Source organism: Selenomonas sp. ND2010 (assembly GCF_000702005.1).
Taxonomy (GTDB): Bacteria; Bacillota; Negativicutes; order Selenomonadales; family Selenomonadaceae; genus Selenomonas_A.
Map to the genome: position 1 here is coordinate 183,866 of NZ_JNKI01000003.1, position 21,670 is coordinate 205,535.

Sequence of the window (21,670 nt, forward strand, 5' to 3'; positions counted from 1 at the left end):
CTGTAATGCTTCCTCCTAAACATATCTATGCTAAATTTTCAAAGCATGTCCCATTATAGCACAGCCAAGAAAACTTGTGCATGACTTTCTGCTGAATTCTCTATACTTTTATCCTCTACACGTCATTTGTGTGAGCCAATCACGGAAGTCACTCACTGGGAATGCTATAATCAAGGCAACAACAAGTCATAAAACGATACGAACGAAAAGGAGGTCCACCATGGATATCATTACCATCACCAAAGATAATTTTCAAGCCGAAGTTATTGAAGCAAAGGGCACTGTTCTGATTGATTTCTGGGCCAGCTGGTGCGGTCCCTGCCGCATGCTCTCCCCGATTGTTGACCAAGTTGCCGAAGAACATCCCGACATCAAAGTCGGCAAGATAAACGTAGACGAAGAGCCAGAACTGGCATCCCAGTTCGACGTCATGAGTATCCCGATGCTCGTCGTCTTCAAGGATGGACAGAAAGTAAACGAATCTGTCGGCCTGATCCCCAAAGAAAAAGTTGAGGAGCTGATTCCGTGAATCGGCCATCAAAAAAAGCGGCTTCTGTATTCCCCCGTGGGTACAGAAGCCGCTTTTTGCAGTCATGCCAGCGTATGGATAATCTGATACAGCTGTTCCTTCAATTTTTCAATCTCATCACTAGAGAACAGCTCCCCCTTTTTATTCACCAAGCATCCCATTTGGTAGGGAACCTTTTCTGCATCCTTCCGCAGCGCTTTTCCCTTCTCGGTAATTGACACCATCAAACCCCGCTCATCCTGTGGACTCCGATAGCGCTTCAAATAGCCCATGGCCTCCAGTTTCTTCAACACTGGCGTCAACGTCCCAGAATCCAGATAGAGACGCTTGCCAAGGTCACGCATAATAACTTCCTTCTCCTCCCACAACACCATCATGGTGATGTACTGGGCGTAGGTAAGTCCCAACTCCTTCAAAAACGGATTGTAAGCTGCCACAATTTTCCTGGCACATGCGTACATCGGAAAGCACAGCTGGTTTTCCAAAAGCAACGGATCAAACTTCTTTTTATCACTCATATCTTGCACCTCAATGTTATGGGTAAATCTTTCTTCTCTACATTTTATCATCATTTCAGCGGAAAAGTGAATATTTTAATTTCCTTGGCGAAATCAAAAAGCCATTGACAATACCGTTCCAATAATAGTATGCCCAGTATAGTCCTCACTACCTTGCCCATAAACACTTCCAATATCAGTCCCGAAATACACCTAGCTACTACAATGCGGCAATCGGTTCGCCACTTCATTACGTATAAACCAACCGGTCCCTGCCATCAGCGTATATTTCCCGTCGAACCCTCTTACCGTATAACGATTTCCTATGCTTATCCTGTCTACACCATAAAGAACCATATCATCCATCGCAAACTGCCCATGAAACGTAAACTTTGTCAAAGTTGAGGTACCACCACACGCGTAGTGGCAAATCCGCGTCCACCCGTATTCTAGACTCCTCTAAGCGATTCTGCCTATCCTGCGCCTGCAATCGTGAATCTTGCAGGTTGTCATTTGGCGCTGCATCAACAAACTGAACATTTACGATATATCCTATGCTACATATAATTCCTATTAATTGTTTTAAGGCTCTCACTTTTTACTCCATTTTCCTTCTATTAATAACTTTATTTATTTCAACTTTCCATTCTGATAACACAAGCAAAAACGAATTTTCACCGACTATAATATATTGTTTTTGATTTTCATCATAAATTGCTTTTTTCCATTCTTTCATAGTTTCTAAAAAAAGATTGTTCTTATTGTATAAATATACACCAGGTTCTATATTTAGCTTTATTTTCTTTTCAAAGAAACCTGATATATATCCAAAACTTATATCATAGATTATTTCATCACCTATCATTTTTACATTCAGCCCAGTATCATCTCGATCAAATTCATTCAATTGAATTTGTAACTTATACTTTCCCTTTATTACACTAACAAGTTTTTTCATACTAACACCATTTTACTATTTATTATTTCTTTAAAGGCATCATCATAAGACAAAATGTATACGCACAAAAATCACTCCACCATCACATACGTTCACACCACTCCCAATTGTCTGCTGTAATTTCAATAAAATAATTTTCTGTAACAACTAAAAATGCACTTTCCCCATTATATTTTTTTACACTATATAATATATTGTTAAAATCTTCTTGGTAATAATATCTAAACGACTCATTGTATGTAGTATAAAAAACCCCAAATCTATCAACAACAATATATTCACTAACATTCTCAAAGTAAAAATATACAGCTTTTTCTTCACCTTCTACTATCACTTTCAATCCGTTCTCTTTAGTCATCAATTCAACAACATTTTGTTCTAACCCAATCATCGGAGAAAGTATTGCTTTTATTTCACCTCTTAACACTTCATTTTTTATATCTATATTTATATCCTTTCTTTCCCTTTTGTATTTCAATTGTAGTACCTCCTGTCTTGCTACCTTCTCCAATCGTTACATGATCTACTTCACCTAATGGTCAACGACATTACTGTTCCGAACCCATCGTACTCAAAACGTCATTACACCACCATAATCGCTTATCCAAAAAACATATCCCAATTCCAATAAACACAAGAGGCAAATCAACACACACAAAATCCATATATATCCAATTATTCTTCTTTCTACTCTTCTGTACAGTTTTTTCTTTTGACGGCATATCATCAAAATTACCATTTTTTATATTTCTCTCCAACATCTTGTATTACTTTAATTTTGTAACATTCCATACCTCCCCCCGCCCATAACAAAAGCAATAATATGAACGAACTAATATTTTTTTCATCAATAAAATTGGCAACATATTATTAATAATATATTCGTTGCCCACGTTGCATCCCATCCGTAAATGCACGTAACCAAATCATTTAACACTGGATTTAATGAATTTCCATAACGTGATGGATCTGTTAATTCATCCCATGCTCCCTTAAATAATCAGATATAATATTCCCTCTTATAAGTTTATCAAAAATATACTTATCACTCATCCATATTTCGACATAAGATGAATCTGAAATTCGCAAATGCATAACTTCCATTCCATCCTTACAATATGCATACATATCCAATTGTATTACATAGCACACTGTCTTTATTCTTTTAAATAAGTCACCATTTTCATATATTTTTTCCTCTAACAATTCTGAAAAATCATTTTCTTTTTTCAATATTTCACTATAATTTATCATCCAATGTAATTCTTTTTCTTCTTGTAATCCATTTAATAGGTTGTATAAATACTCTCCCCATTCATTTGGTATTTCTAATTCTATGTATTTTTCATTCATGTTATTTACCTCTTCTCGGCACACCATTTTCATCCCATTCCCACTTATGCTCATGTGGAACTTTTGAGTTAGTGACAGTCAAATTTATATTGTCATAATTCGATAAAAACAATGTGAATTCCTCAAAAAATTTTCTCTCTCCATAAAAATACGCATTACCAACAGTCATCCACTTTGGTAATGCGTATCGTTAGAACTTTCCTCCGCCTCCACCGCAACTACTACTGCTGCTGCCAGAGGACGAACTGCCCTGGTTTTTTGCTTTTTTTACCCGCGACACGTTCGTATAAAGGAACGTGTCTTTCCTTTCATCCAGTTGAATGCTGTCTCGCAGCAAATAATCATCGGCAGCGATAGCCGGGTGCACATTGTTCAGCTGGCCTATCAGGATGCTCCATACCAAAGCGGCGATAAGCCCTGCCCCCCCCATGGCGATAAGCAGCGAAAGCATACTGAACTCGATAAAAGGATCATACGGCTCGCCCTCTGTCTCATAATAGGTGAGCATTTCATCGGCCGTATTCACATAGGCCATAAAGGCATCCGCATAATTTCCATCTTTCAAATCCGGCAGGAATTGGTCACGTAAATGGGGGAATCCCTCTGCATCGGTAATCATCTTGCGCATACGACTGTCTGTCGACACATACCAATCACGAGACTCCATAGCCAGAATCAGTACGATTCCCCCATGAGTACCATTCTTATAATCCCGAAGCACAATCTCATCAGCCACTGCCTTAGGATCTTTCCCTTGAAGAGATTTCATGGTTACCACACCAATGCGGACTCCGTGTTCTTTTTCTACTGCTTCTATCCTGGTCATTAACTCTCTCTTTTGCTGATTACTCAGCAGACCAGCGTTATCTACTACACTGGGAACCGCATTTGTCGGTGGTACATTCGCAAGGCTCTCTGCCGAAAAAATACCCCATCCTACAACCAGTGCCACAAATCCCACGAACCAAATCAGTATTTTTTTTCGAATCATTTTGCCTCCTCCTTACACTACGATATATTTCGCAAGGTAGTAGAGGAACGGCAGGACCAGCAGGAATACTGCCGCTGGATACAGGATTTCTTTCCTTTTGTCTGCTGGCAGACTGCCGACTATCTTACCGGTCTGCCCATTCATCATAAAGGTATAGGGCTGATTCTTATACCTGGTAGTCAAAATCCACACGGGTACCATTCCATAGGAAACCGCACTCTTTTCCTTGATGATGGCCGAATCTTCAAGATTTACCGTGTCATATCCTTGGACGCTGTCCTCCAGGACGCCCAGTACACTTTGCTCCACCCGTTTATCGGCTCGCGGTGCCGAAGTTTCGGCGTCCTCATCGTAGCGGTCAGCCAGATATCCGGTCAGATATGCCGTACTGAAGGGAACCAACGCCCGATAGTCAAACGGTTCGATACTCTCCATATAGTCGTTATCCATCTTCCGGCTTCCATCCACGGGAATGCGCTGGAACGCCATACTGCCATCACGTTCACAAGCAAAATGCGACGTCTCCGTGACGGTCTCATCTCCATCGTCGTAAACAACAGACTTTGTGGCCCGAAAACTGGCATGAGCTGAAACCGACGAATCGAACAGCCAGAATGGCACATACATGGGTTGAATGGATTCCACGCGATTATTGGCTGTAAATGCTGCCGGCAAAAGGAGTTTCCCCTTATAAAACGCTTTGAGCGCTGCTACCGCATCCTCTTTTGTCTTTTGGAAGGGAATGATGTAATCCGGTTTTAGCATTCCGCCAAAATTCTTGGGAATCATGGTAGGGTTGCCACAATAACAACACTCCGTTGCCATAGTATTGTTATCGGTAACCACTTCCGCACCGCATGAGGGACAGATACAAGTATGCAATGCCGCAGATTCAGCTTCCGACCATTCCGAGCCAGCCTTTCGCGTGTTCCATTTAGCCTGCTGCGCAGCCGCTTCTCTTGCGGCTCGCTTTTCCTGGCTTTGGAACAACGCCTCAATAGTCTTTATCTCAAATTCATTGCCGCAATACTCACAAGTCACTTTGTCATGACCGGGGAGAAACGTAAGCGGTGCGTTGCAATCCGGACATTTATAGCTCACAGAGCTTTCTGCCATTTGCATTTCCTCCTCTCACGTTACGGCCGCGGCTTCCCACAGTTCGGACAGAACTTGCCGTCATTTACCGCACCACAGGCACACGTCCATACGCCAGCAGGCCTTGGCGCACCGCACTCCGAACAGAATTTGCCCGTATTCCCTTTATGACCACAGCTGCAGTCCCAAGCATCCGCTGCCGCTGGCTTCTGCTTGCCACATTCCGAACAAAACTTACCATCGTTTACCGCACCGCAGGCACACGTCCAATTATTCCCCGCGGCTGGCGATTGAACAGCCGACGCAGCGGTTGATGCCGCCTGCTTATTTCCCATGGCATACAGATTGCCTGCATTCATCCCGCCAGCCTGTCCAGCCATATTCATCCCCATAAAACCTAATGCAGCTCCCATACCACCTTCATTGGCTGCGGCAGTCTGCATCGCCTCTGCCTGTGCTCCCACCAAATGAGCGGCAGCCATGTTGGGATTCCGGAATGCTGCATTGCGCTGAATCTCCTTGATCAGCTGCTGATCTTCTTCACTGGCACTGACGTTGCTGACACCAAAGGATATCACATCAATACCACGCAGCTCCCCCCATTTCGTACTCAAGACATCATTCAACGCATCGGCTATTTCCTGCGTATGCCCCGGCAAAGCACTATAACGGATTCCCATGGCAGAAATCTTGGCAAATGCCGGCTGCAGAGCGGTCATGAGTTCTGTCTTCAGCTGTCCATCGATTTCACTTCGATCATATCTATCCTCAATATTGCCGCAAACATTCGTATAGAACAGAATCGGATTCGTGAGCCGATAGCTGTATTCGCCAAAACACCGGATCGAGATATCCACATCCAGACCGATATTCGCATCCACTACACGGAAGGGAATCGGACTTGGCGTGCCGTATTTGTTCCCCATGATTTCCTTCGTATTGATATAGTACACCCGCTGATCTTTGCCGGTATCGCCGCCATACGTAAAGCGTTTGCCCATCCGGGCAAAAACCGCTTTGATATCCTCGCGCAGATTGCCACCAAAAACAGATGGTTCCGTTGACGCATCATAGATGTATTCTCCCGGCTCAGCACAGATATCCACTACTTTCCCCTGTTCCACAATAAGCATGCATTGCCCGTCGTTGACCGCAATGGCAGAGCCATTCGAAATGATATTGTCCTCACCACTGGTGTTCGAACTGCGCGCACTCGTACGCTTTTGCCCTTTTGCGGCCAGGGTATCTGTTGTCAAACTATCACAGTAGAAAAATTCCTTCCACTGATCCGCCAGAACGCCGCCTACCGCACCGGCAGCTGCCTTTATAAGTCCCATAAAGCGCTCCCCTTCCAACTGTTATTTCTTCCTAATGCTGAATGAATTTTCATTATACCAATACCGCATTATAAAAATACAAGTTTACAATAAAAAAACGCTGAGAAACAAACCTCACATTGTCTCTCAGCGTTAAATTCGCTATCAGCCTGCTAAATCCTTCAAAGCATCATAATTCGTCAAGGAAATGCAGCCCCTTGATGTCTTCACCCAGCCTTCCTGACTGAAATACTTCACCAGCCGGCTGACCACTTCCCTGGCAGTTCCCATAAAGCGGGCAATCTCCTCATGTGTCATGTGAATCTCCCTGCTGTTTCTCTTAGCACTCTCCTCCAACAGGAAAATCGCCAAGCGCCGGTCTGCCGATAGGAATAAAACCTGCTGCATCTTCCAAAGCATCTCCGAAAGGCGGTTCGAGGCCATCTCATACCCATAGCACCGCACGTAGATATTGTCCTTTGCCAACTTGCGAAAGGCCACGGAATCCGTCAACAACACTTCGGTATCCTCGGCCGCATCGATATAGACATCAAACGTTACCGCATCGAGTGCACAAGATGCTGATAAAATCCCAACATCATCCGGGAAAAGACGGTACAGCGTCACTTCCCGCCCATCCTCCGACATGGTATAGACACGAAGCTGACCGCGCTTCACGAGCAATACCCCTATGCAGTCCAGCGGTCCCTGATGAACCTGTGTCCCCTTTTTATAATGGACGATATGACTATACGCATTGATGAGTTCTTTTTCCTGCGTTGACAGATGAGGCCAAAAACTAAAGTGTTCAATAAAAAGATCCGTAACTGTTTGCACTTTTTCCAAATCGATTCCTCCTCTTCCAAATTCCTTTGCTTCATTATACCTCATCCTGCTATCCTTTTCTGTAACTTATGCACAAAAACAGCCTGCTCCTCAAGGAACAGGCTGTTACTATTGCCAATTTCGTCAATTAGCGGAACAACTGGCTGACCGAACGATGGCTCTGGATGCGCATGATAACATCGCCAAGAGCATCAGCCAGGGACAGTGCAACGATTTTTTCGGATTTTTTCTCCGGCGGTACCGGAATCGTGTTGGTGATAACGAGTTTCTCGATAGGAGATTCATTGATACGGGAAACTGCCGGATCACTGAGAATTGCATGAGAGCAGGATGCGAAAATGCGTTTTGCACCGCGTTTTTCCAGAGCTTTAGCACCCTCACAAAGAGAACCAGCCGTATCAACGATATCGTCGATGATGATAGCCGTCTTGCCTTCAACATCACCGATGAGGTTCATGACTTCTGCACAGCCCGGTTTCGGACGGCGTTTCTCGATGATGGCAATCGGTGCATGGAGATGGTCAGCCAGGATGCGAGCACGAGTAACGCCACCGAGGTCCGGCGATACGACGACAACATCCTCGAGTTTCTGCTCACGGAAATAGTTGGCAATAACCGGAGCAGCAGCCAGATGGTCAACCGGGATATCGAAGAAGCCCTGGATCTGACCAGCATGGAGGTCAACGGTAACGACGCGGGTAACACCTGCCGTAACCATGAGATTAGCGACGAGCTTAGCCGAAATTGGCTCACGGCCGCGCGTCTTGCGGTCCTGACGTGCATAAGCATAATACGGTACTACAGCCGTAACGCTATGAGCGGAAGCGCGTTTGCAGGCATCTGCCATAATCAGAAGTTCCATCAGGTTGTCGTTGACCGGATAAGAAGTCGGCTGAATGATGAAAATGTCCTTGCCACGAATGCTTTCGCTAATCATGACCTGCGTCTCACCGTTGTTGAAATGACCGACATATGCATCGCAGAGATTGACGCCGATGTGATCAGCGATTTCTTTTGCCAGTTCCGGATTTGCGTTACCGGTAAGGATGCATAAGTTTCCAGTGTCTAAAGCCATTTTGTAAAAATCCTCCAAATCGTTTTACTAGTAGTTTCTTCTCCTGAGTGAGCAAAGTCACCCTTTATACAACAGTATAGCACTGTTTGTACCAAAATAACATAAAGCTTTTACTTTGTTTTTAAAAATTTATTAAAAATTCGCTTAGCTGTTGCGCTTGTCTTTCCAGCCCTCGATATTCGTCTGGCGTGCACGGGCGATAGCCAACGTGTTACTAGGAACCTTCTTGGTAATGGTGGAGCCTGCCCCTACATAGGCACCATCTTCAACCTCAACCGGTGCAACGAGATTCGAGTTGCAGCCGATGAACGCATCGTTGCCAATTTTCGTGCGGAATTTCGTCTTGCCATCATAGTTGACCGTAATGGTACCACAGCCCATGTTGCAGCCCGAACCCATATCGGTATCGCCAATATAGGAAAGATGCGGCAGTTTGGAGCCTTTGCCCACCGTGGAATTCTTGACTTCGACGAAGTTACCGATCTTGACGCCTTCAGCCAGATGAGTATCCGGACGGATATGCGTGAACTGACCGAGAATAACCCCGTCTTCCAATTCGCAGTCATGGGCATAGGTAAACTGCCCCGTCACATGGTTGCCCGCCTTGACATTCTGGAAGCGGATGCTTGGTCCGATTTCACATTCCTCACCGATTACCGTATTGCCCTCGAGCCAAGTCATCGGATAAATGACCGTGTCGCGACCAACCTTGACATCCGCATCGACATAAGTCGTATCCGGGTCCATCAGCGTTACGCCTTCCGCCATGAGTTCCTCATTCTTGCGGCGGCGCAGGATTTTCTCTGCACCAGCCAACTGCTGGCGAGAATTGATGCCAAGCGTAGACTCGTAATCATCCGCAGCCACAGCCCAGATTTTCTCGCCCTGTTTCTGCAGGATTTCCAAAACGTCCGGCAAATAATATTCGCCCTGAGCGTTATCGTTCGTAACCTTTTTCAAGGATTCAAACAATGCCTTGGCATCAAAACAATAGATGCCAGAATTTACCTCTTTTACCTGACGCTCTTCTTCCGTGGCATCTTTGTGTTCTACAATCTTCTGGACAGAACCATCGGCCGTGCGGATGATGCGGCCATACCCCGTAGCATCCGGCATGATAGCCGTGAGCACTGTGGCTTTCGCCTGAGCTTCTACATGGGAATCGAAGAGTTTCTTCAAGAGGTCACCCGTCAAAAGCGGCGTATCCCCGCAGAGAACCATGACCGTTCCCGTCTCATCTTTCAACAGGTCAGCCGTCTGCATAACGGCATGGCCCGTCCCCAGCTGCTCTTTCTGCTGGGCGAATTCCGCCTGGTCACCGATGGCCTCGCGAACCATATCGCCACCGAATCCCGTTACCACGATATTACGCTTAGCACCAGCAGCTTTTGCCGCATCGATGACATGCTGTACCATGGATTTGCCAGCTGCCTTGTGCAGGACCTTTGGCAATTTCGATTTCATACGGGTACCTTTACCGGCAGCCAGAATAACTGTTACTAAATCAGACATGTTGAAAATACTCCTTTATGCTATTGAGGTTTATGCCTCAGCTTTTTTCTTTTTCGATTTGGCTTTGGATTCATTCTTCTTTTTCATGGCATCCATTGCCTGAAGAAGGGTTTTTTCGGAATTTTCCATGTGCCGTTCCGCTGCCCTGCTGGCAGCTTTACGGTCGCCTTGCGCAATTGCTTCCACAATCAGTCGGTGTTCTTCGAGCGTTGCCTCCAAACGGCCTGGATACGACATCGACAGGGTACGGAAACGCGTCAATTGATCGCGAAGATTCGAGATAATCCCCACCAAGCGGTTATTACGGGCCGCATGATACATCGTATCATGGAACTCAATGTCCGTTTCGACAATCTTTTCCATATTGCCTTCCTTGATATAGCCGCCAATCATGACCAGCAGGCGCTGTAAATGCTCCAGTTCTTCATCGGTAATATGGTCTGCCGCCAAACCATTGGAAAGGGATTCCAAAGCCGTACGAATTTCAAAGATTTCATTGATATCACGGATAGACATGTTAGCCACATAAGTACCGCGACGCGGCATCATGACTACATAGCCCTCCAATTCCAGCTTGCGGATAGCCTCACGTACCGGCGTACGGCTTACCCCTAATTCCTCGGCAAGCTGTATCTCCATGATGCGCTCACCGGGTTTCAAAATCCCCGTGCGAATTGCCTCACGCAGGGATTCACATACAACCTCTCGCAGCGGCTGATAGCTGTCAAGCTTAATGGGAGCTAATCTGTTGTCCATTTACGATTCCCTCAATTCTGGTTTTGATACTATTAGGATCTTTTCGTCATACCCACCGTACGCGTTACAAATACATTGGCGTCGGTGTTTTCCCGCAAAAACGCGGCTATTTTTTCCGCTGATGCTTTGCTCTCCGCCAAGCCAAAGACGGTCGGACCACTTCCAGACATCATGCTGGCAAGTGCTCCCTGTTCCATCATCATCTGCTTGTATTGGGAAATCACATCATACTTATTAATAGTAACACTTTCCAGCACATTGCACAACAATCCGGCTACGGCTTTTCGGTCGCCGCGGGCAATTTCCTGCTGGATTCTCTCGTTATCCGGATGCTTCTCCGCACCCTTCGCATCGTAATTCGTATAGGCCCATGCCGTCGAAACCGAAATACGTGGTTTTGCCAATACTACCCAGGTAGCCGGCATATCCGGCAGACGTTTGAGCACTTCCCCACGGCCCGTGGACAACATTGTCCCGCCCATCAGGCAGAACGGAATATCCGAACCGAGACGTGCCCCCAGCTTGCAAAGTATTTCATCGGAGAGATTTAACTCGTAAAGTTCATTCATGCCACGCAGTACAGCTGCTGCATCCGTGCTTCCACCGGCCAATCCAGCCGCCACAGGAATCCGTTTGGTCAGCTTCATCGCAACCCCACCGGTTAGGCCATACTCCTCCTGTATGAGCTTAGCGGCGCGCCAAGCTAGATTTTTTTCATCCGCGCGCAGCCAAGGAACATTGATAGCCAGCGTAATATCCCCCGTTGTCTTTTCCATCGCTATCGTGTCATGGAGGGAAATTGCCTGCATGACCATGGCTACCTCATGATAACCGTCCGGCCGTTTGCCGAGGATATCGAGTGTCAGGTTTATTTTCGCATTTCCATCAACTTGAATCACCATAGACACATCCTTTCGAAATCTTTATCTATACTAGGATAGCAATATTTCCCCACGGGTTCAAGTGTTTCCATGGATTCTGTTGCACATTTCCAAGTTTTGCAGGATAATAGGATTAGAATACTGCAAAATCGAGGTAAATCCCATGAAAAAACAAACATCCATCGGTTATTTTACCGCCCTTGCCGTTTTACTGGCTTTTGCCATGAGTGCCTACTGGTTCTCTACCGGTGAATCGAAAGAAACCATCCTTAATATCTTTCTTTCGATTTTGATTGTCGGGCTTCCTCTTCCGTTTTGGCTTACCAAAGCGCTGCCACTTGCCCGAGGTACTGCCAAAGCCAAAAAATTGAATATCGAACTAGAAACGCCGGATGTGCTGGCCATCCTTGATAAAATCAATGCTTTGGCCGTCTCCAAAGGCGGCATCGTCACCGAAGGCAAGCCGTACGTGGCCGGTATCGTTCCCGCGGGATTGAGCCAAGGGACGCTGCTAGGACTGGCCGCTTCCGCAGAACGCGAAGCAAAGCACCCCTTCGGACAGGCCATCTATCAGGCAGCGATTTCCCGACAAGCCCGTATGCAGCCCCTTTCCGCCTCCAATGAAATTCCCGGCTGTGGCATGGAGGCTTTGATTAACCGTGCCCCAGTCCGCGTAGGAAAAGCGGAATGGCTGCTGGAAGAAGGCGTCGACATTGGTGCCGACCTGCTAACCCGGGCGGATCAGATTACCCAACGCGGCCAATCGACCGTATTTGTGGCCAACGGAAAATACTGCCGTGGAATCATCGTTCTAGACGACAACATTCCACCAGAAACCACCGAGGCTTTCAATCAGCTGCAGAAAAAAGGCATCCAGCTGGTCCTGCTGACCGGTGACAGCCGGCGGACAGCCAATGCCATCAGCAAACAGGCCGGCATTGATATCGCTCGTTCCGAACTCACCGACCAGGGAAAAGCCCGCGAAATAAAATTGCTGCAAACCCACGGCTGCACCGTTGCGATGATTGGCAACGGCATCCGCGATGAAGCTGCCATGGCTGAGGCTGACCTGCGTATCCATCTTGGCCCCGTACCAGTCAAAACCGGCGATGCTGCCCACGATATCGACCTGCCCGAAAACAGTTCTATTATTATAAAAAGCAGCAACATCAGCGATTTTATTCACTTATCCGAACTCAGTCATAGAGTCATGGATATCGTCCAGCAAAACCGTATTGTCGCTCTCCTCTTCTGGGTGCTTTTGTTGCCACCAGCCATGGGACTTGTCAAAACTTTTGGTGGTCCATTTCTCCCACCAGCTGCCGCTTTGACTGGTCAAATCTGTGCCTCACTGATGATTCTCTTTAATTCTTTACGTGCCTAACTTTAAGACCTTCCATTTTTACGGGAGGTCTTTTTTATTTTATTGTAATTCCCAATATTCTGACATATAATAAAAGAAATCGAAGTTATCTCTTTTCATTTCTTGATTCCTCACAAAGGAGGGAAGATTTTATGGATGCTTTGCTCTTATCCCGATGGCAATTTGCCATCACGACGACGTATCATTTTCTTTTCGTTCCCATAACGTTGGGTCTATCGATTTTCATCGCTTTGCTCGAAACCTGTTTTGTCACCACGAAACGTCCCCAATGGAAAGCTGCCAGCAAACGTTTGGTTCGCTTCTTTGGCACTATTTTTCTCATCAACTTTGCCTTGGGCGTTGTCACTGGTATCGTACAGGAATTTCACTTTGGCATGAACTGGTCGGAGTATTCACGCTTTATGGGAGACATCTTCGGTGCTCCACTTGCCCTGGAGGCACTTACCGCCTTCTTCCTGGAGTCTACCTTTTTGGGGATCTGGGTGTTTGGCTGGAATAAACTTTCCGAAAAACTGCACTGCGCCTGCATCTGGATTGTAGCCATTGGCAGCAACCTTTCTGCCTTCTGGATTCTTGTTGCGAATAGCTTTATGCAGCATCCAGCGGGCTTTGCTATCGAAAACGGCCGGGCCATCATGACGGATTTTCTGGCACTTGTTACCAATCCTTATGTCTGCGGAGAATACTCTCATGCCCTCTTTGCAGGTATCAGCACCGGCGGCTTCGTAGTGCTGGCAGTTTCTGCTTGGAAACTGCTCCACGATGAAACCTCCCGTTATGCATTCACGCAGTCCATAAAAGGCGGTGCCATCTTCATGGCCATCGGTATTCTCGGCGTTATGGGAAGCGGCCACATGCATACGCAATATTTGGCCACTGCTAATCCCATGAAGCTTTCCTCGATCGAAGCACTTTGGGAAACGGCGGATCCAGCGCCCTTTGCCATCGCCGCCGATATCAATATGGATAAATCCCGCAACGATACCGAACTAGCCATTCCTGGCGTTTTTTCCTTCATGCTCTACAACAAACCAAGTGGCGAAGTCCGCGGCATCAATGCGCTCCAAAAAGAATATCAGACCAAATATGGCCCAGGGGACTATCGTCCAGATGTTCCCGCGCTGTTCTGGAGCTTCCGCATCATGGTCGGTGCGGGCGGCGTCATGCTGTTGCTGGCATTTACCACCGCATTACTGGCACTGAAAGGCCGCCTGCTGTCATTCCCACTGCTTCTAAAGATTCTGCCTTTCCTGCTGCCTTTGCCCTTCCTTGCCAATTCTACGGGCTGGTTTATCACCGAAGCCGGCCGGCAGCCATGGATTGTCGTTGGTCTGCAGCGCACTGCTGAAGCCGTTTCGCCGAATCTTACGGCTTGTTCCGTCTGGCTCACTCTCATTGGTTTTACGGTTCTTTACCTACTGCTCATTTTGGCGGCACTCTACATTGCGTTCCGCCATATCCAAACGACCACGATTCCCGATGAAGGGAGGAATGCATGATGGATCTCCAAGTTATTTGGTTCATACTGATTACGGTTCTTTTTACTGGGTTCTTCTTGCTGGAAGGCTTTGATTACGGGGTTGGTGCGCTGCTGCCGTTCCTTAGTTCCCGCGATGACGAACGCACCCAGGTACTGCGCACCATTGCACCGGTCTGGGATGGCAACGAAGTCTGGATGATTACTGCTGGCGGAGCTCTTTTTGCCGCCTTCCCCCATGTATATGCCACCATGTTTTCCACCTTCTATTTGGCCCTTTTCCTGATGCTGGTCGCCCTTATTTTACGTGGCGTTGCCTTTGAACTGCGCGGACGCCACACCAGCCTCTGCTGGCATCGCTTTTGGGAGGGCGCAATCTGCTTCGGCAGTGTTCTTCCCGCCTTTTTGTGGGGTGTTGCCGTCATCGACCTCATCCAGGGACTTCCCATCAACGAGAAAATGATTTACACGGGTGGTTTTCTGGACCTTTTGACCCCGTATAGTATCATAGGCGGCATCACCTTCCTGCTGGTCTTTACGTTCCACGGTGCAGCGTTTCTCACCCAACGACTGACCAATGCCGGCTTGATAAAAAGGGCCCAACTGTTTGCGCAGCGTACCGGTGCCTTCGCCATTATCGCCTTTGTATTCTGCCTGTTGATGACCCTCCTAAAAACCGACTTGTTCCATAGCTGTTTAGGCGGAACCGCCCTGATGGCCGCCGGAGTCTTTTTCCTTCTTGGATATGGGAAGCTGTTTCGCGGTCATTACCAAAGCAGCTTCTGCTTGAGTTCCTTGGCTATTGTCGCCACCACACTGGCCTTCTTTGCCGGCCTCTTTCCACGGCTCATGGTATCCAGCCTCAATCCGGATTGGAGCCTCACCATCCACAATGCAGCCTCTACTCCTTATACTCTTGGAATCATGACGATAGCCGCAGCTATCCTGGTTCCCATCGTACTGATTTATCAAGGCTGGACCTATTGGATTTTCCGGCAGCGGATATCTCCCAAGGATTGCGAAGAGAATCATTAATTTTCCATTTCTATCCGTTTATATAGGTAACGAATTATGACGAACCAACTGTTGCAACAGCTTTGGCAGCTGCCCAAGAAATCCTTAATATTACCAGCCAGCTACGAGCTTGCCGCCAGTCTGCTCATTCTGTCCATTGCCTGGGAATTTTCTGGGCTGTTGAACCATTTCTATACCCAGGATATCCATCATATGGCCGAAACGGCGCCAGTTCTACTGGCGCTGTTTCTTATGCTTTGCCTGCGCGCCTGGATATACTATCGACAACAGACCCATTGGAAAAAACTATCCGCCGACATGCGAAAAAAATACCGGCTGCTCATTCATCAGCAACTTCCCTGCCAACCAACAACCAGCCGCGATTATTCGCTACTGGCCGTTGAAACCGTTGACGCGTTGGATCCTCTTTTTACCAAAGTTTTCCCCATACTGGCTTCCCTTTTGATACGTCTGCCGATTCTCCTCGCGGCCATGCTAACCATCGATCCGATCACGGCTCTTCTTTTCTTCCTCACCCTGCCTATTGCTCCATTCTTACTCTACCTTATCGGGCAGGCCACGAGAAAAGCTAGTCAACGGGAATGGCATCACTTAGAAGCTTTGACCAAGGGCTTTCACGAGCTGCTTCAAGGTATGGTCATGTTAAAACTTTTTCACCAGGAAAATCAGCAACGAGAGCAGCTCGCTTCTCTAAGCCGCGCCTTCGCTGCTGCCTCCCTGGCGGTACTGCAGCTCGCCTTTGTCAGTTCCTTCGCCCTCGAACTCATCACCACCTTATCCATTGCCATTATTGCAGTCAGCACAGGTCTGCGGCTGCTTGCCAATACGCTTCCCTTTGCCATTGCCTTTTTCGTGCTGCTGCTAGCCCCCAAATTCTACGAACCACTACGGCAGGGAGGCCTTGTTTTCCATACGCTTATGACTGCACACACTGCCTGGCAAAATTTACAGGACTTCCTGGAAACTGCCAGCACGGACTCTCCCATTGGTCACTGCCAGCAGCTTCAAGTGCCACCTTCAGTATATCTTGACTCGCTAGGTTATAGCTATCCCGGTGCCTGCACAGCGGTCATCGATCAACTGACTCTCACCATTCCTGCGGACAGGATTACTCTGCTCACCGGTTCAAGTGGCAGCGGGAAAAGCACGCTGCTAAAACTCCTGGCGGGACTCTACCAGCCAGATTCCGGTACGATTTCCCTTAACGACCAGCTCCTTACCACTATGGCAGAAAGCAGCCGCCAAAAACTGATTTCCTATATTCCCCAGGAACCCCATCTCTTTGCTGCCAGCCTGCGGAACAACATTTGCCTGTTTCAATCGGTTCCCGACGAACGCATCCGACAGGCACTACGGCTCGCCTCACTGGATAAATGGTATCTCTCGCTGCCCCAAGGTCTCGATACCCCATTGGGACAAGGCGGTCTTCCGCTTTCGGAGGGTCAGCGCAAACGTCTAGGACTAGCAAGAGCGCTGCTGCAAAACCGTCCGGTCACCCTTCTCGATGAGCCTACTGCTGGCATGGACGAAGCACTGGAAAAGCAGGTTTTGCGTGCCATCACGGTCTTCTCCCGCCATCGGACGGTAATTCTAGTCTCCCATCGGCCAGCCGTCAAAGCCATTGCTGACAATATCATCGAACTACAGCCAGGAGGTGAACCGATATGATTTCCCATCAAACACTTCTCAAAGAACTGTTAAAGCTGCCAAAGTTCACCGCCATCCTGGCTTCCACACTGGCCGCTCTTTCCGCTGCCATCTGCGCCATTGGCCTTCTAGGAACTGCGGCTTGGCTTATTTCCTCCGCCGCCTTACAAACGCCGCTTGCCATGCTTACCCTTGCAATCACAGGCGTTCGAGCCTTTGGTATCGGCCGGGCGATATTCCGCTACCTCGAACGTTATCTTTCCCATAAGCTGGCATTTCATAGCTTTACAACACTTCAACTATTCCTCTACGACCGGGCAATTGCCGCCCTGCCTCTTCGCGAAGGACTGACTGCACAAGGACAATGGCTGCAAGCCTTATCGGCAAAGTGCAGCATCTTGCGGGATTTTTACTTACGCGGTCTGCTGCCGCCCCTTATAAACCTGCTGCTGCTCCTCGCTATCATCACCGCCCTTTATCCGCTGGTGGGAACGATCGCCCTTCTTCTTTTGCCCCTCTTTCTCTTGCACCTGCTGCTTCCCTATTGGACAGCCGGACTCCTCACACCAGTAGCCAGCACCTACCGGACGCTTCTATCCGATTCAATAAGCGGCCACGACGAACTCTGTGCCGCTGGCAGCTGGGCCTCCTTCCTACCTCATTTGGATCAGCAGGCAAATGCGTTAAACTTGCAGCAACAGCAGGAATCAGCCTACGATTATCGTATCGATTTTTTGCTTCAACTGCTCGATGCCTTTGTCTTTCTGCTGCTATTGGCCAGCCTTGCACAAGCTGTACTAATTGACTCTTCTTTGAGCTTCCTTGACCTTTCCGTCTGGCTGATGATACTTTTGGCCCAGCTTCAGGAACTGCAGCTACTAGCTGCAGCAGCTCGCACGATTCAGCAAAGCCAGCAGGCGGCACAAGCGGTTTTGGTACAGCCTTCCCCCCTGCCAGCAGTAAAATCCACGCAGCACACTGACCAGTCAAATTCCCTGCTATCGGTCCAACAGTTGTTTTTCGGCTATCAACCAGAGATTCCCATCCTTCGCGGCCTATCCTTCGGTATAGCACCTGGGCAGCATACCGCCATTGTTGGCGACAGCGGTTCAGGCAAAACCACACTGGCTGGACTTCTTTGCGGCTTTTGGCCAATGGACAGCGGGTCTATCCATTTGACCGGTCAACTCTCAGCCAATCTTCAAACCGCCTTTCTCTTCACGGGCACCATTCGCGACAACTTCCAGCGGCTCATCCCTGCGATTTCCGATGCGGCGATTTGCCACTGCCTGAAAGTTTCCCAGCTGGCCCATTGGCTGGCTGCACAACCTGCCGGACTCGACACACCCCTTATGGCAAACGCACAAAACCTCTCGGGCGGACAGCGAAACCGCCTGCTCACCGCCCTAGCCCTGGCAAAACCTGGCGAATTATTGATTCTCGATGAACCCACTGCCGGACTCGACAAAAAAACAGCCTCCGCACTGCTTACCGAGCTCCTCGACGAGCTTGACAGGCAGCAACGGACGCTGCTATTGATCACCCATGATTCACCAGCCGCAGCCAAAATGAAGCAGGTCATCCATCTATAACTATTTCATCTCTGTATCATAATCTCTACCACGAACTATGCGCTTACGCATTGCATCGAATTTCGGGTTTATCACACTTTTGGTCGGATTGAAATCCTCCGTACGGATTCCGAGCAAGTCCATAATCGTATGAATCATATCATCCGTCATATACGGACGATTTACCGCCTCACAAACCGCCTGCCATTTTTGCGGATGTTTTTCTTTGTATTTGGGCGAGGCCCAGAATATGAGCGGAACTTCCAACTGTTGATGATTCGGATTTTCCTCCACATGACCGGCAAAATTACTGCCGTTATCGTAAATAGTCTCCCCATGATCTGGCAAATAGATAACAATGGCTTCCTTATCTTGGAATTTCCCCAAAAGGGAACTTACGACAAAGTCATTATAATACATGGCATTTTCATACTGAGCGATTTCCGTGCGCTTTTCTTCAGATAACTCATTCTGGGGTGCGGGAATATCCTCCTTGGTAAATTTCGTAAAGAGGTATGGGAATCTCATATAATAAAGTCCATGCCCTCCCATGAGATGAAGCACGTAGAAATTCTTTTCCGCTGGCTGCTGCAGTGCTTCATCCAGCAAGGGAAAAAGCTCCTCATCCAGCCGCCCGCCATCTTCATGCGACTCGCGCAGCTGGGTGAAATGCTTCACATCACTTCTTCCGGCAAAAAGCTGCGCTACATTCCCCCAGATGCCGGAACTTTCCTGATTGGAAAGCCAATACGTCTTGTAGCCGGCAGCTTTCATAACATCGATTAGATTGTTGTACTGATACCATTCCTTATCGGATTCGACATCATGGAACGTAAAGAGTTCTCTTAACGCCGCCACAGTAGCCCCCTGCGGGCTGATGGTATCGCGAAACACCGCCAGCTCGCCCTTGCGATTCAGCGCATCGAAATTGGGCGTATTTTCCAGTGGATAGCCATAAAGGTGCAGCCGGTCACGATTCGTAGACTCCCCCAATATAAACACTACATACGGAACATCACTGTCATTTTCCGTGATTTCTACATTCGCGGCAGCCTGCTGCTTGAGTTCCTCAAAGGCCTGAATATTTCGCACAGATGTGCCAATGGCGCGCCCCACCCGTATTGCTGGGATATCCAGCGAATCATTGATCACAAACGAATGATATTGCTGCCAAAGGCAAATGCCAGCACCAAGCCCTGCGAATAAAAAAGCAGGCAGCAGCCGGCTCCGTTTGTGCCGAGTCATAACCGTAAACCTTGGCTGATAACCACAGCGATAAACAACAGCGAAAGCCGCCAACACAGAAAAGCCTGCCATCGCTCCCTTCAGGCCGACATACATTCGCAGGAACTCCCCCGCTTCATGAAAATTCGTCTGCAAAAGCGCCGTGATGATTCCTGCCCCAACCAAAGTCTGGTAATTGTAAATCGAAAAACACTCCAAGGCCCCCAAGATTGCCGATACTACCAAGATAATCTGCAAGATCCCCTGCCGCAGCTTTTGATAAGGAATCAGTCCGATTCCCATAACCAAAAGCATGACACCTGCCAGCAGAAACACCGCATCTATTGCCAATACCGGCAACTGCTGTGCCTTATACATATGGATGTTCTGCCAGGCTATCGTAAAGAAATTCAAGCCAAAAATCCCCAGTATCAATCCCGGCTGCAGTTCTACTATCTGCTGCATCCGAGCCCAAACTTTTAGGAAAAATGCCTTACAGCGCACAAAAAAGCCCCCTACCCTGCTGCGAAAATCATGATATAATGTCATTATTATATCATGATATGGGAGGAAATTTTCATGACACAAGATGAATTTCATAAATTGGTACACTTGGTAATGGACACCCCGGCAAAACCGCCTCATTCGCTCTTTGTCGGCGGCATGGACAATTGGCATGCCCGGGCCCGTTTGGCTCATTTTCTTGCCATGAAAGGCATCGATAAGACCGAAGAAGCGTTAGAACTCTTTCACAGCATCGTCGAAGCAGAAATCGACGAGGAAAACTCCGAAGATGTCGAGGAAAAAGTTTACGCGCTTCAGCGCCTCAGTCTCATCGAACGAGACCAAAAACAAAACGATGCCGCGCTCACGCATATCAATCAAGCGATTGAACTGGCGGAATCCACGGATTTCCTCTATAAATACATTCTGCGCGGGGAGCTCTGGGCGGATCGTTGGAACCTGCTCCATCAAATGGACATGACCAAGGAAGCCGAAGCCGAGGCCGATGAGCGCATCGATTTCTACAAAGATATTCCCGTAGCGCACAACAGCTATCTGTACTACGGCTACCGTTTCAAAGCCCAGCTGGCGGCCGAACGCGGCGTTACACTGGTTGCCAAAGATTACATGCATATGGCTATCCACTCCATGGAAATTCCAGCGCAATACGAAGCCGGTCTCGAAACGGCCTTCGCCGCGACCCACGACAACGCTTCGTGGATTCTCAGCGAAGTCGATAAAGCAACTCCAAACCCAGAAAAACTCCACTGGGACATCTAAGCCAAAAAGACCTGTGAAATTACAGTTTGCAGGGGAGTATTACCCAGTTCGTGTTCGAGGTAAGTCGCCGGCGGCGAGGACCCCAGTACCAACGCTCCACCGGTGACAACCCGCTACAAGAAATTTTTGCCTTTTAATTAAGAGTTGGAAAACAGTTAAACGCGCTTCGCTTGGACGAAACTGCTTTTCCAACGAGAACGCAGGCAAAAATTTCTTGCTTCACGCGGAACGTCAAGGCT

General features: G+C 47.9%; 21 protein-coding genes. 7 read left to right on the top strand and 14 right to left on the bottom strand.

The features are described 5' to 3' along the window. The first annotated feature begins 196 nt into the window (after positions 1-196). Positions 197-529 carry a thioredoxin gene (gene trxA, locus T504_RS0103655; RefSeq protein ID WP_255327114.1) on the top strand — a complete coding sequence of 111 codons (333 nt, stop codon included), beginning with the start codon at positions 197-199 and terminating at the stop codon, positions 527-529. Between the two features lie 62 nt (positions 530-591). Here the strand turns inward: trxA and T504_RS0103660 are convergent, their stop codons facing one another. The 13 genes from T504_RS0103660 to ispE all read right to left on the bottom strand — a co-directional run bounded on the left by T504_RS0103660 (position 592) and on the right by ispE (position 11,827). Next, positions 592-1,047 (bottom strand): MarR family winged helix-turn-helix transcriptional regulator, encoded by a 456-nt coding sequence (locus T504_RS0103660; RefSeq protein ID WP_033169696.1) that lies wholly within the window; start codon positions 1,045-1,047, stop codon positions 592-594. A gap of 192 nt (positions 1,048-1,239) precedes the next feature. Next, positions 1,240-1,425 (bottom strand): ShlB/FhaC/HecB family hemolysin secretion/activation protein, encoded by a 186-nt coding sequence (locus T504_RS15075; RefSeq protein ID WP_369793606.1) that lies wholly within the window; start codon positions 1,423-1,425, stop codon positions 1,240-1,242. A gap of 199 nt (positions 1,426-1,624) precedes the next feature. After that, positions 1,625-1,984 carry a hypothetical protein gene (locus T504_RS0103665; RefSeq protein ID WP_033169697.1) on the bottom strand — a complete coding sequence of 120 codons (360 nt, stop codon included), beginning with the start codon at positions 1,982-1,984 and terminating at the stop codon, positions 1,625-1,627. 82 nt (positions 1,985-2,066) lie between these two features. Further along, positions 2,067-2,462 carry a hypothetical protein gene (locus tag T504_RS0103670; RefSeq protein WP_033169698.1) on the bottom strand — a complete coding sequence of 132 codons (396 nt, stop codon included), beginning with the start codon at positions 2,460-2,462 and terminating at the stop codon, positions 2,067-2,069. A gap of 494 nt (positions 2,463-2,956) precedes the next feature. Continuing rightward, complete coding sequence (locus T504_RS0103680; protein ID WP_033169700.1) at positions 2,957-3,337, bottom strand: DUF2691 family protein; 381 nt, start codon at positions 3,335-3,337, stop codon at positions 2,957-2,959. A gap of 190 nt (positions 3,338-3,527) precedes the next feature. Continuing rightward, positions 3,528-4,328: a TPM domain-containing protein gene (locus T504_RS0103685; protein ID WP_051635183.1), complete on the bottom strand. Its 801-nt coding sequence runs from the start codon at positions 4,326-4,328 to the stop codon at positions 3,528-3,530. Between the two features lie 12 nt (positions 4,329-4,340). Further along, positions 4,341-5,444, bottom strand: coding sequence for a TFIIB-type zinc ribbon-containing protein (locus tag T504_RS0103690; RefSeq protein WP_033169701.1), 1,104 nt, complete (start codon positions 5,442-5,444; stop codon positions 4,341-4,343). 20 nt (positions 5,445-5,464) lie between these two features. Next, on the bottom strand, positions 5,465-6,760 hold the full coding sequence (locus tag T504_RS0103695) for an SPFH domain-containing protein (RefSeq protein ID WP_033169731.1): 1,296 nt from the start codon (positions 6,758-6,760) through the stop codon (positions 5,465-5,467). 144 nt (positions 6,761-6,904) lie between these two features. Then, positions 6,905-7,576, bottom strand: coding sequence for a Crp/Fnr family transcriptional regulator (locus T504_RS0103700; RefSeq protein ID WP_051635186.1), 672 nt, complete (start codon positions 7,574-7,576; stop codon positions 6,905-6,907). 136 nt (positions 7,577-7,712) lie between these two features. Next, positions 7,713-8,660, bottom strand: a complete 948-nt coding sequence (locus T504_RS0103705; RefSeq protein ID WP_033169702.1) for a ribose-phosphate diphosphokinase — start codon at positions 8,658-8,660, stop codon at positions 7,713-7,715. Between the two features lie 144 nt (positions 8,661-8,804). Further along, the gene (glmU, locus tag T504_RS0103710) at positions 8,805-10,172 is read right to left on the bottom strand and encodes a bifunctional UDP-N-acetylglucosamine diphosphorylase/glucosamine-1-phosphate N-acetyltransferase GlmU (protein ID WP_033169703.1); all 1,368 of its coding nucleotides are present in this window, start codon (positions 10,170-10,172) and stop codon (positions 8,805-8,807) included. Between the two features lie 30 nt (positions 10,173-10,202). Then, a complete protein-coding gene (locus T504_RS0103715; protein ID WP_033169704.1) occupies positions 10,203-10,928 on the bottom strand; it encodes a GntR family transcriptional regulator in 726 nt (241 codons plus the stop codon). 32 nt (positions 10,929-10,960) lie between these two features. Then, positions 10,961-11,827, bottom strand: coding sequence for a 4-(cytidine 5'-diphospho)-2-C-methyl-D-erythritol kinase (gene ispE, locus T504_RS0103720; protein ID WP_033169733.1), 867 nt, complete (start codon positions 11,825-11,827; stop codon positions 10,961-10,963). Between the two features lie 145 nt (positions 11,828-11,972). On the opposite strand from ispE, the gene T504_RS0103725 reads away from it, so the two are divergent. The 5 genes from T504_RS0103725 (at position 11,973) to T504_RS0103745 (ending at position 18,944) form a co-directional block, all read left to right on the top strand. Then, positions 11,973-13,193: an HAD-IC family P-type ATPase gene (locus T504_RS0103725; protein WP_051635184.1), complete on the top strand. Its 1,221-nt coding sequence runs from the start codon at positions 11,973-11,975 to the stop codon at positions 13,191-13,193. A gap of 131 nt (positions 13,194-13,324) precedes the next feature. Beyond that, a complete protein-coding gene (locus T504_RS0103730) occupies positions 13,325-14,692 on the top strand; it encodes a cytochrome ubiquinol oxidase subunit I (protein ID WP_033169705.1) in 1,368 nt (455 codons plus the stop codon). Then, positions 14,692-15,705: a cytochrome d ubiquinol oxidase subunit II gene (cydB, locus tag T504_RS0103735; protein ID WP_033169706.1), complete on the top strand. Its 1,014-nt coding sequence runs from the start codon at positions 14,692-14,694 to the stop codon at positions 15,703-15,705. Before T504_RS0103730 ends, cydB begins: the two co-directional genes overlap by 1 nt. 36 nt (positions 15,706-15,741) lie before the next feature. Further along, positions 15,742-17,373, top strand: coding sequence for a thiol reductant ABC exporter subunit CydD (gene cydD / locus T504_RS0103740; protein ID WP_033169707.1), 1,632 nt, complete (start codon positions 15,742-15,744; stop codon positions 17,371-17,373). Further along, the gene (locus T504_RS0103745) at positions 17,370-18,944 is read left to right on the top strand and encodes an ATP-binding cassette domain-containing protein (protein ID WP_033169708.1); all 1,575 of its coding nucleotides are present in this window, start codon (positions 17,370-17,372) and stop codon (positions 18,942-18,944) included. Before cydD ends, T504_RS0103745 begins: the two co-directional genes overlap by 4 nt. Here the strand turns inward: T504_RS0103745 and T504_RS0103750 are convergent, their stop codons facing one another. Continuing rightward, positions 18,945-20,651, bottom strand: a complete 1,707-nt coding sequence (locus T504_RS0103750) for a phosphoethanolamine transferase (protein ID WP_033169709.1) — start codon at positions 20,649-20,651, stop codon at positions 18,945-18,947. 75 nt (positions 20,652-20,726) lie between these two features. Between T504_RS0103750 and T504_RS0103755 the strand changes: the two genes are divergently transcribed. After that, positions 20,727-21,431, top strand: a complete 705-nt coding sequence (locus tag T504_RS0103755; protein ID WP_033169710.1) for a hypothetical protein — start codon at positions 20,727-20,729, stop codon at positions 21,429-21,431. The last annotated feature ends 239 nt before the right edge of the window (positions 21,432-21,670 follow it).

Coding starts and splice junctions, on each gene's coding strand:
- T504_RS0103660 (WP_033169696.1), bottom strand. CDS start 1,047: ATGAGTGATAAAAAGAAGTTTGATCCGTTGCTTTTGGAAAACCAGCTG.
- T504_RS0103665 (WP_033169697.1), bottom strand. CDS start 1,984: ATGAAAAAACTTGTTAGTGTAATAAAGGGAAAGTATAAGTTACAAATT.
- T504_RS0103680 (WP_033169700.1), bottom strand. CDS start 3,337: ATGAATGAAAAATACATAGAATTAGAAATACCAAATGAATGGGGAGAG.
- T504_RS0103685 (WP_051635183.1), bottom strand. CDS start 4,328: ATGATTCGAAAAAAAATACTGATTTGGTTCGTGGGATTTGTGGCACTG.
- T504_RS0103690 (WP_033169701.1), bottom strand. CDS start 5,444: ATGGCAGAAAGCTCTGTGAGCTATAAATGTCCGGATTGCAACGCACCG.
- T504_RS0103695 (WP_033169731.1), bottom strand. CDS start 6,760: ATGGGACTTATAAAGGCAGCTGCCGGTGCGGTAGGCGGCGTTCTGGCG.
- T504_RS0103705 (WP_033169702.1), bottom strand. CDS start 8,660: ATGGCTTTAGACACTGGAAACTTATGCATCCTTACCGGTAACGCAAAT.
- glmU (WP_033169703.1), bottom strand. CDS start 10,172: ATGTCTGATTTAGTAACAGTTATTCTGGCTGCCGGTAAAGGTACCCGT.
- T504_RS0103715 (WP_033169704.1), bottom strand. CDS start 10,928: ATGGACAACAGATTAGCTCCCATTAAGCTTGACAGCTATCAGCCGCTG.
- T504_RS0103725 (WP_051635184.1), top strand. CDS start 11,973: ATGAAAAAACAAACATCCATCGGTTATTTTACCGCCCTTGCCGTTTTA.
- T504_RS0103730 (WP_033169705.1), top strand. CDS start 13,325: ATGGATGCTTTGCTCTTATCCCGATGGCAATTTGCCATCACGACGACG.
- cydB (WP_033169706.1), top strand. CDS start 14,692: ATGGATCTCCAAGTTATTTGGTTCATACTGATTACGGTTCTTTTTACT.
- cydD (WP_033169707.1), top strand. CDS start 15,742: ATGACGAACCAACTGTTGCAACAGCTTTGGCAGCTGCCCAAGAAATCC.
- T504_RS0103745 (WP_033169708.1), top strand. CDS start 17,370: ATGATTTCCCATCAAACACTTCTCAAAGAACTGTTAAAGCTGCCAAAG.
- T504_RS0103755 (WP_033169710.1), top strand. CDS start 20,727: ATGACACAAGATGAATTTCATAAATTGGTACACTTGGTAATGGACACC.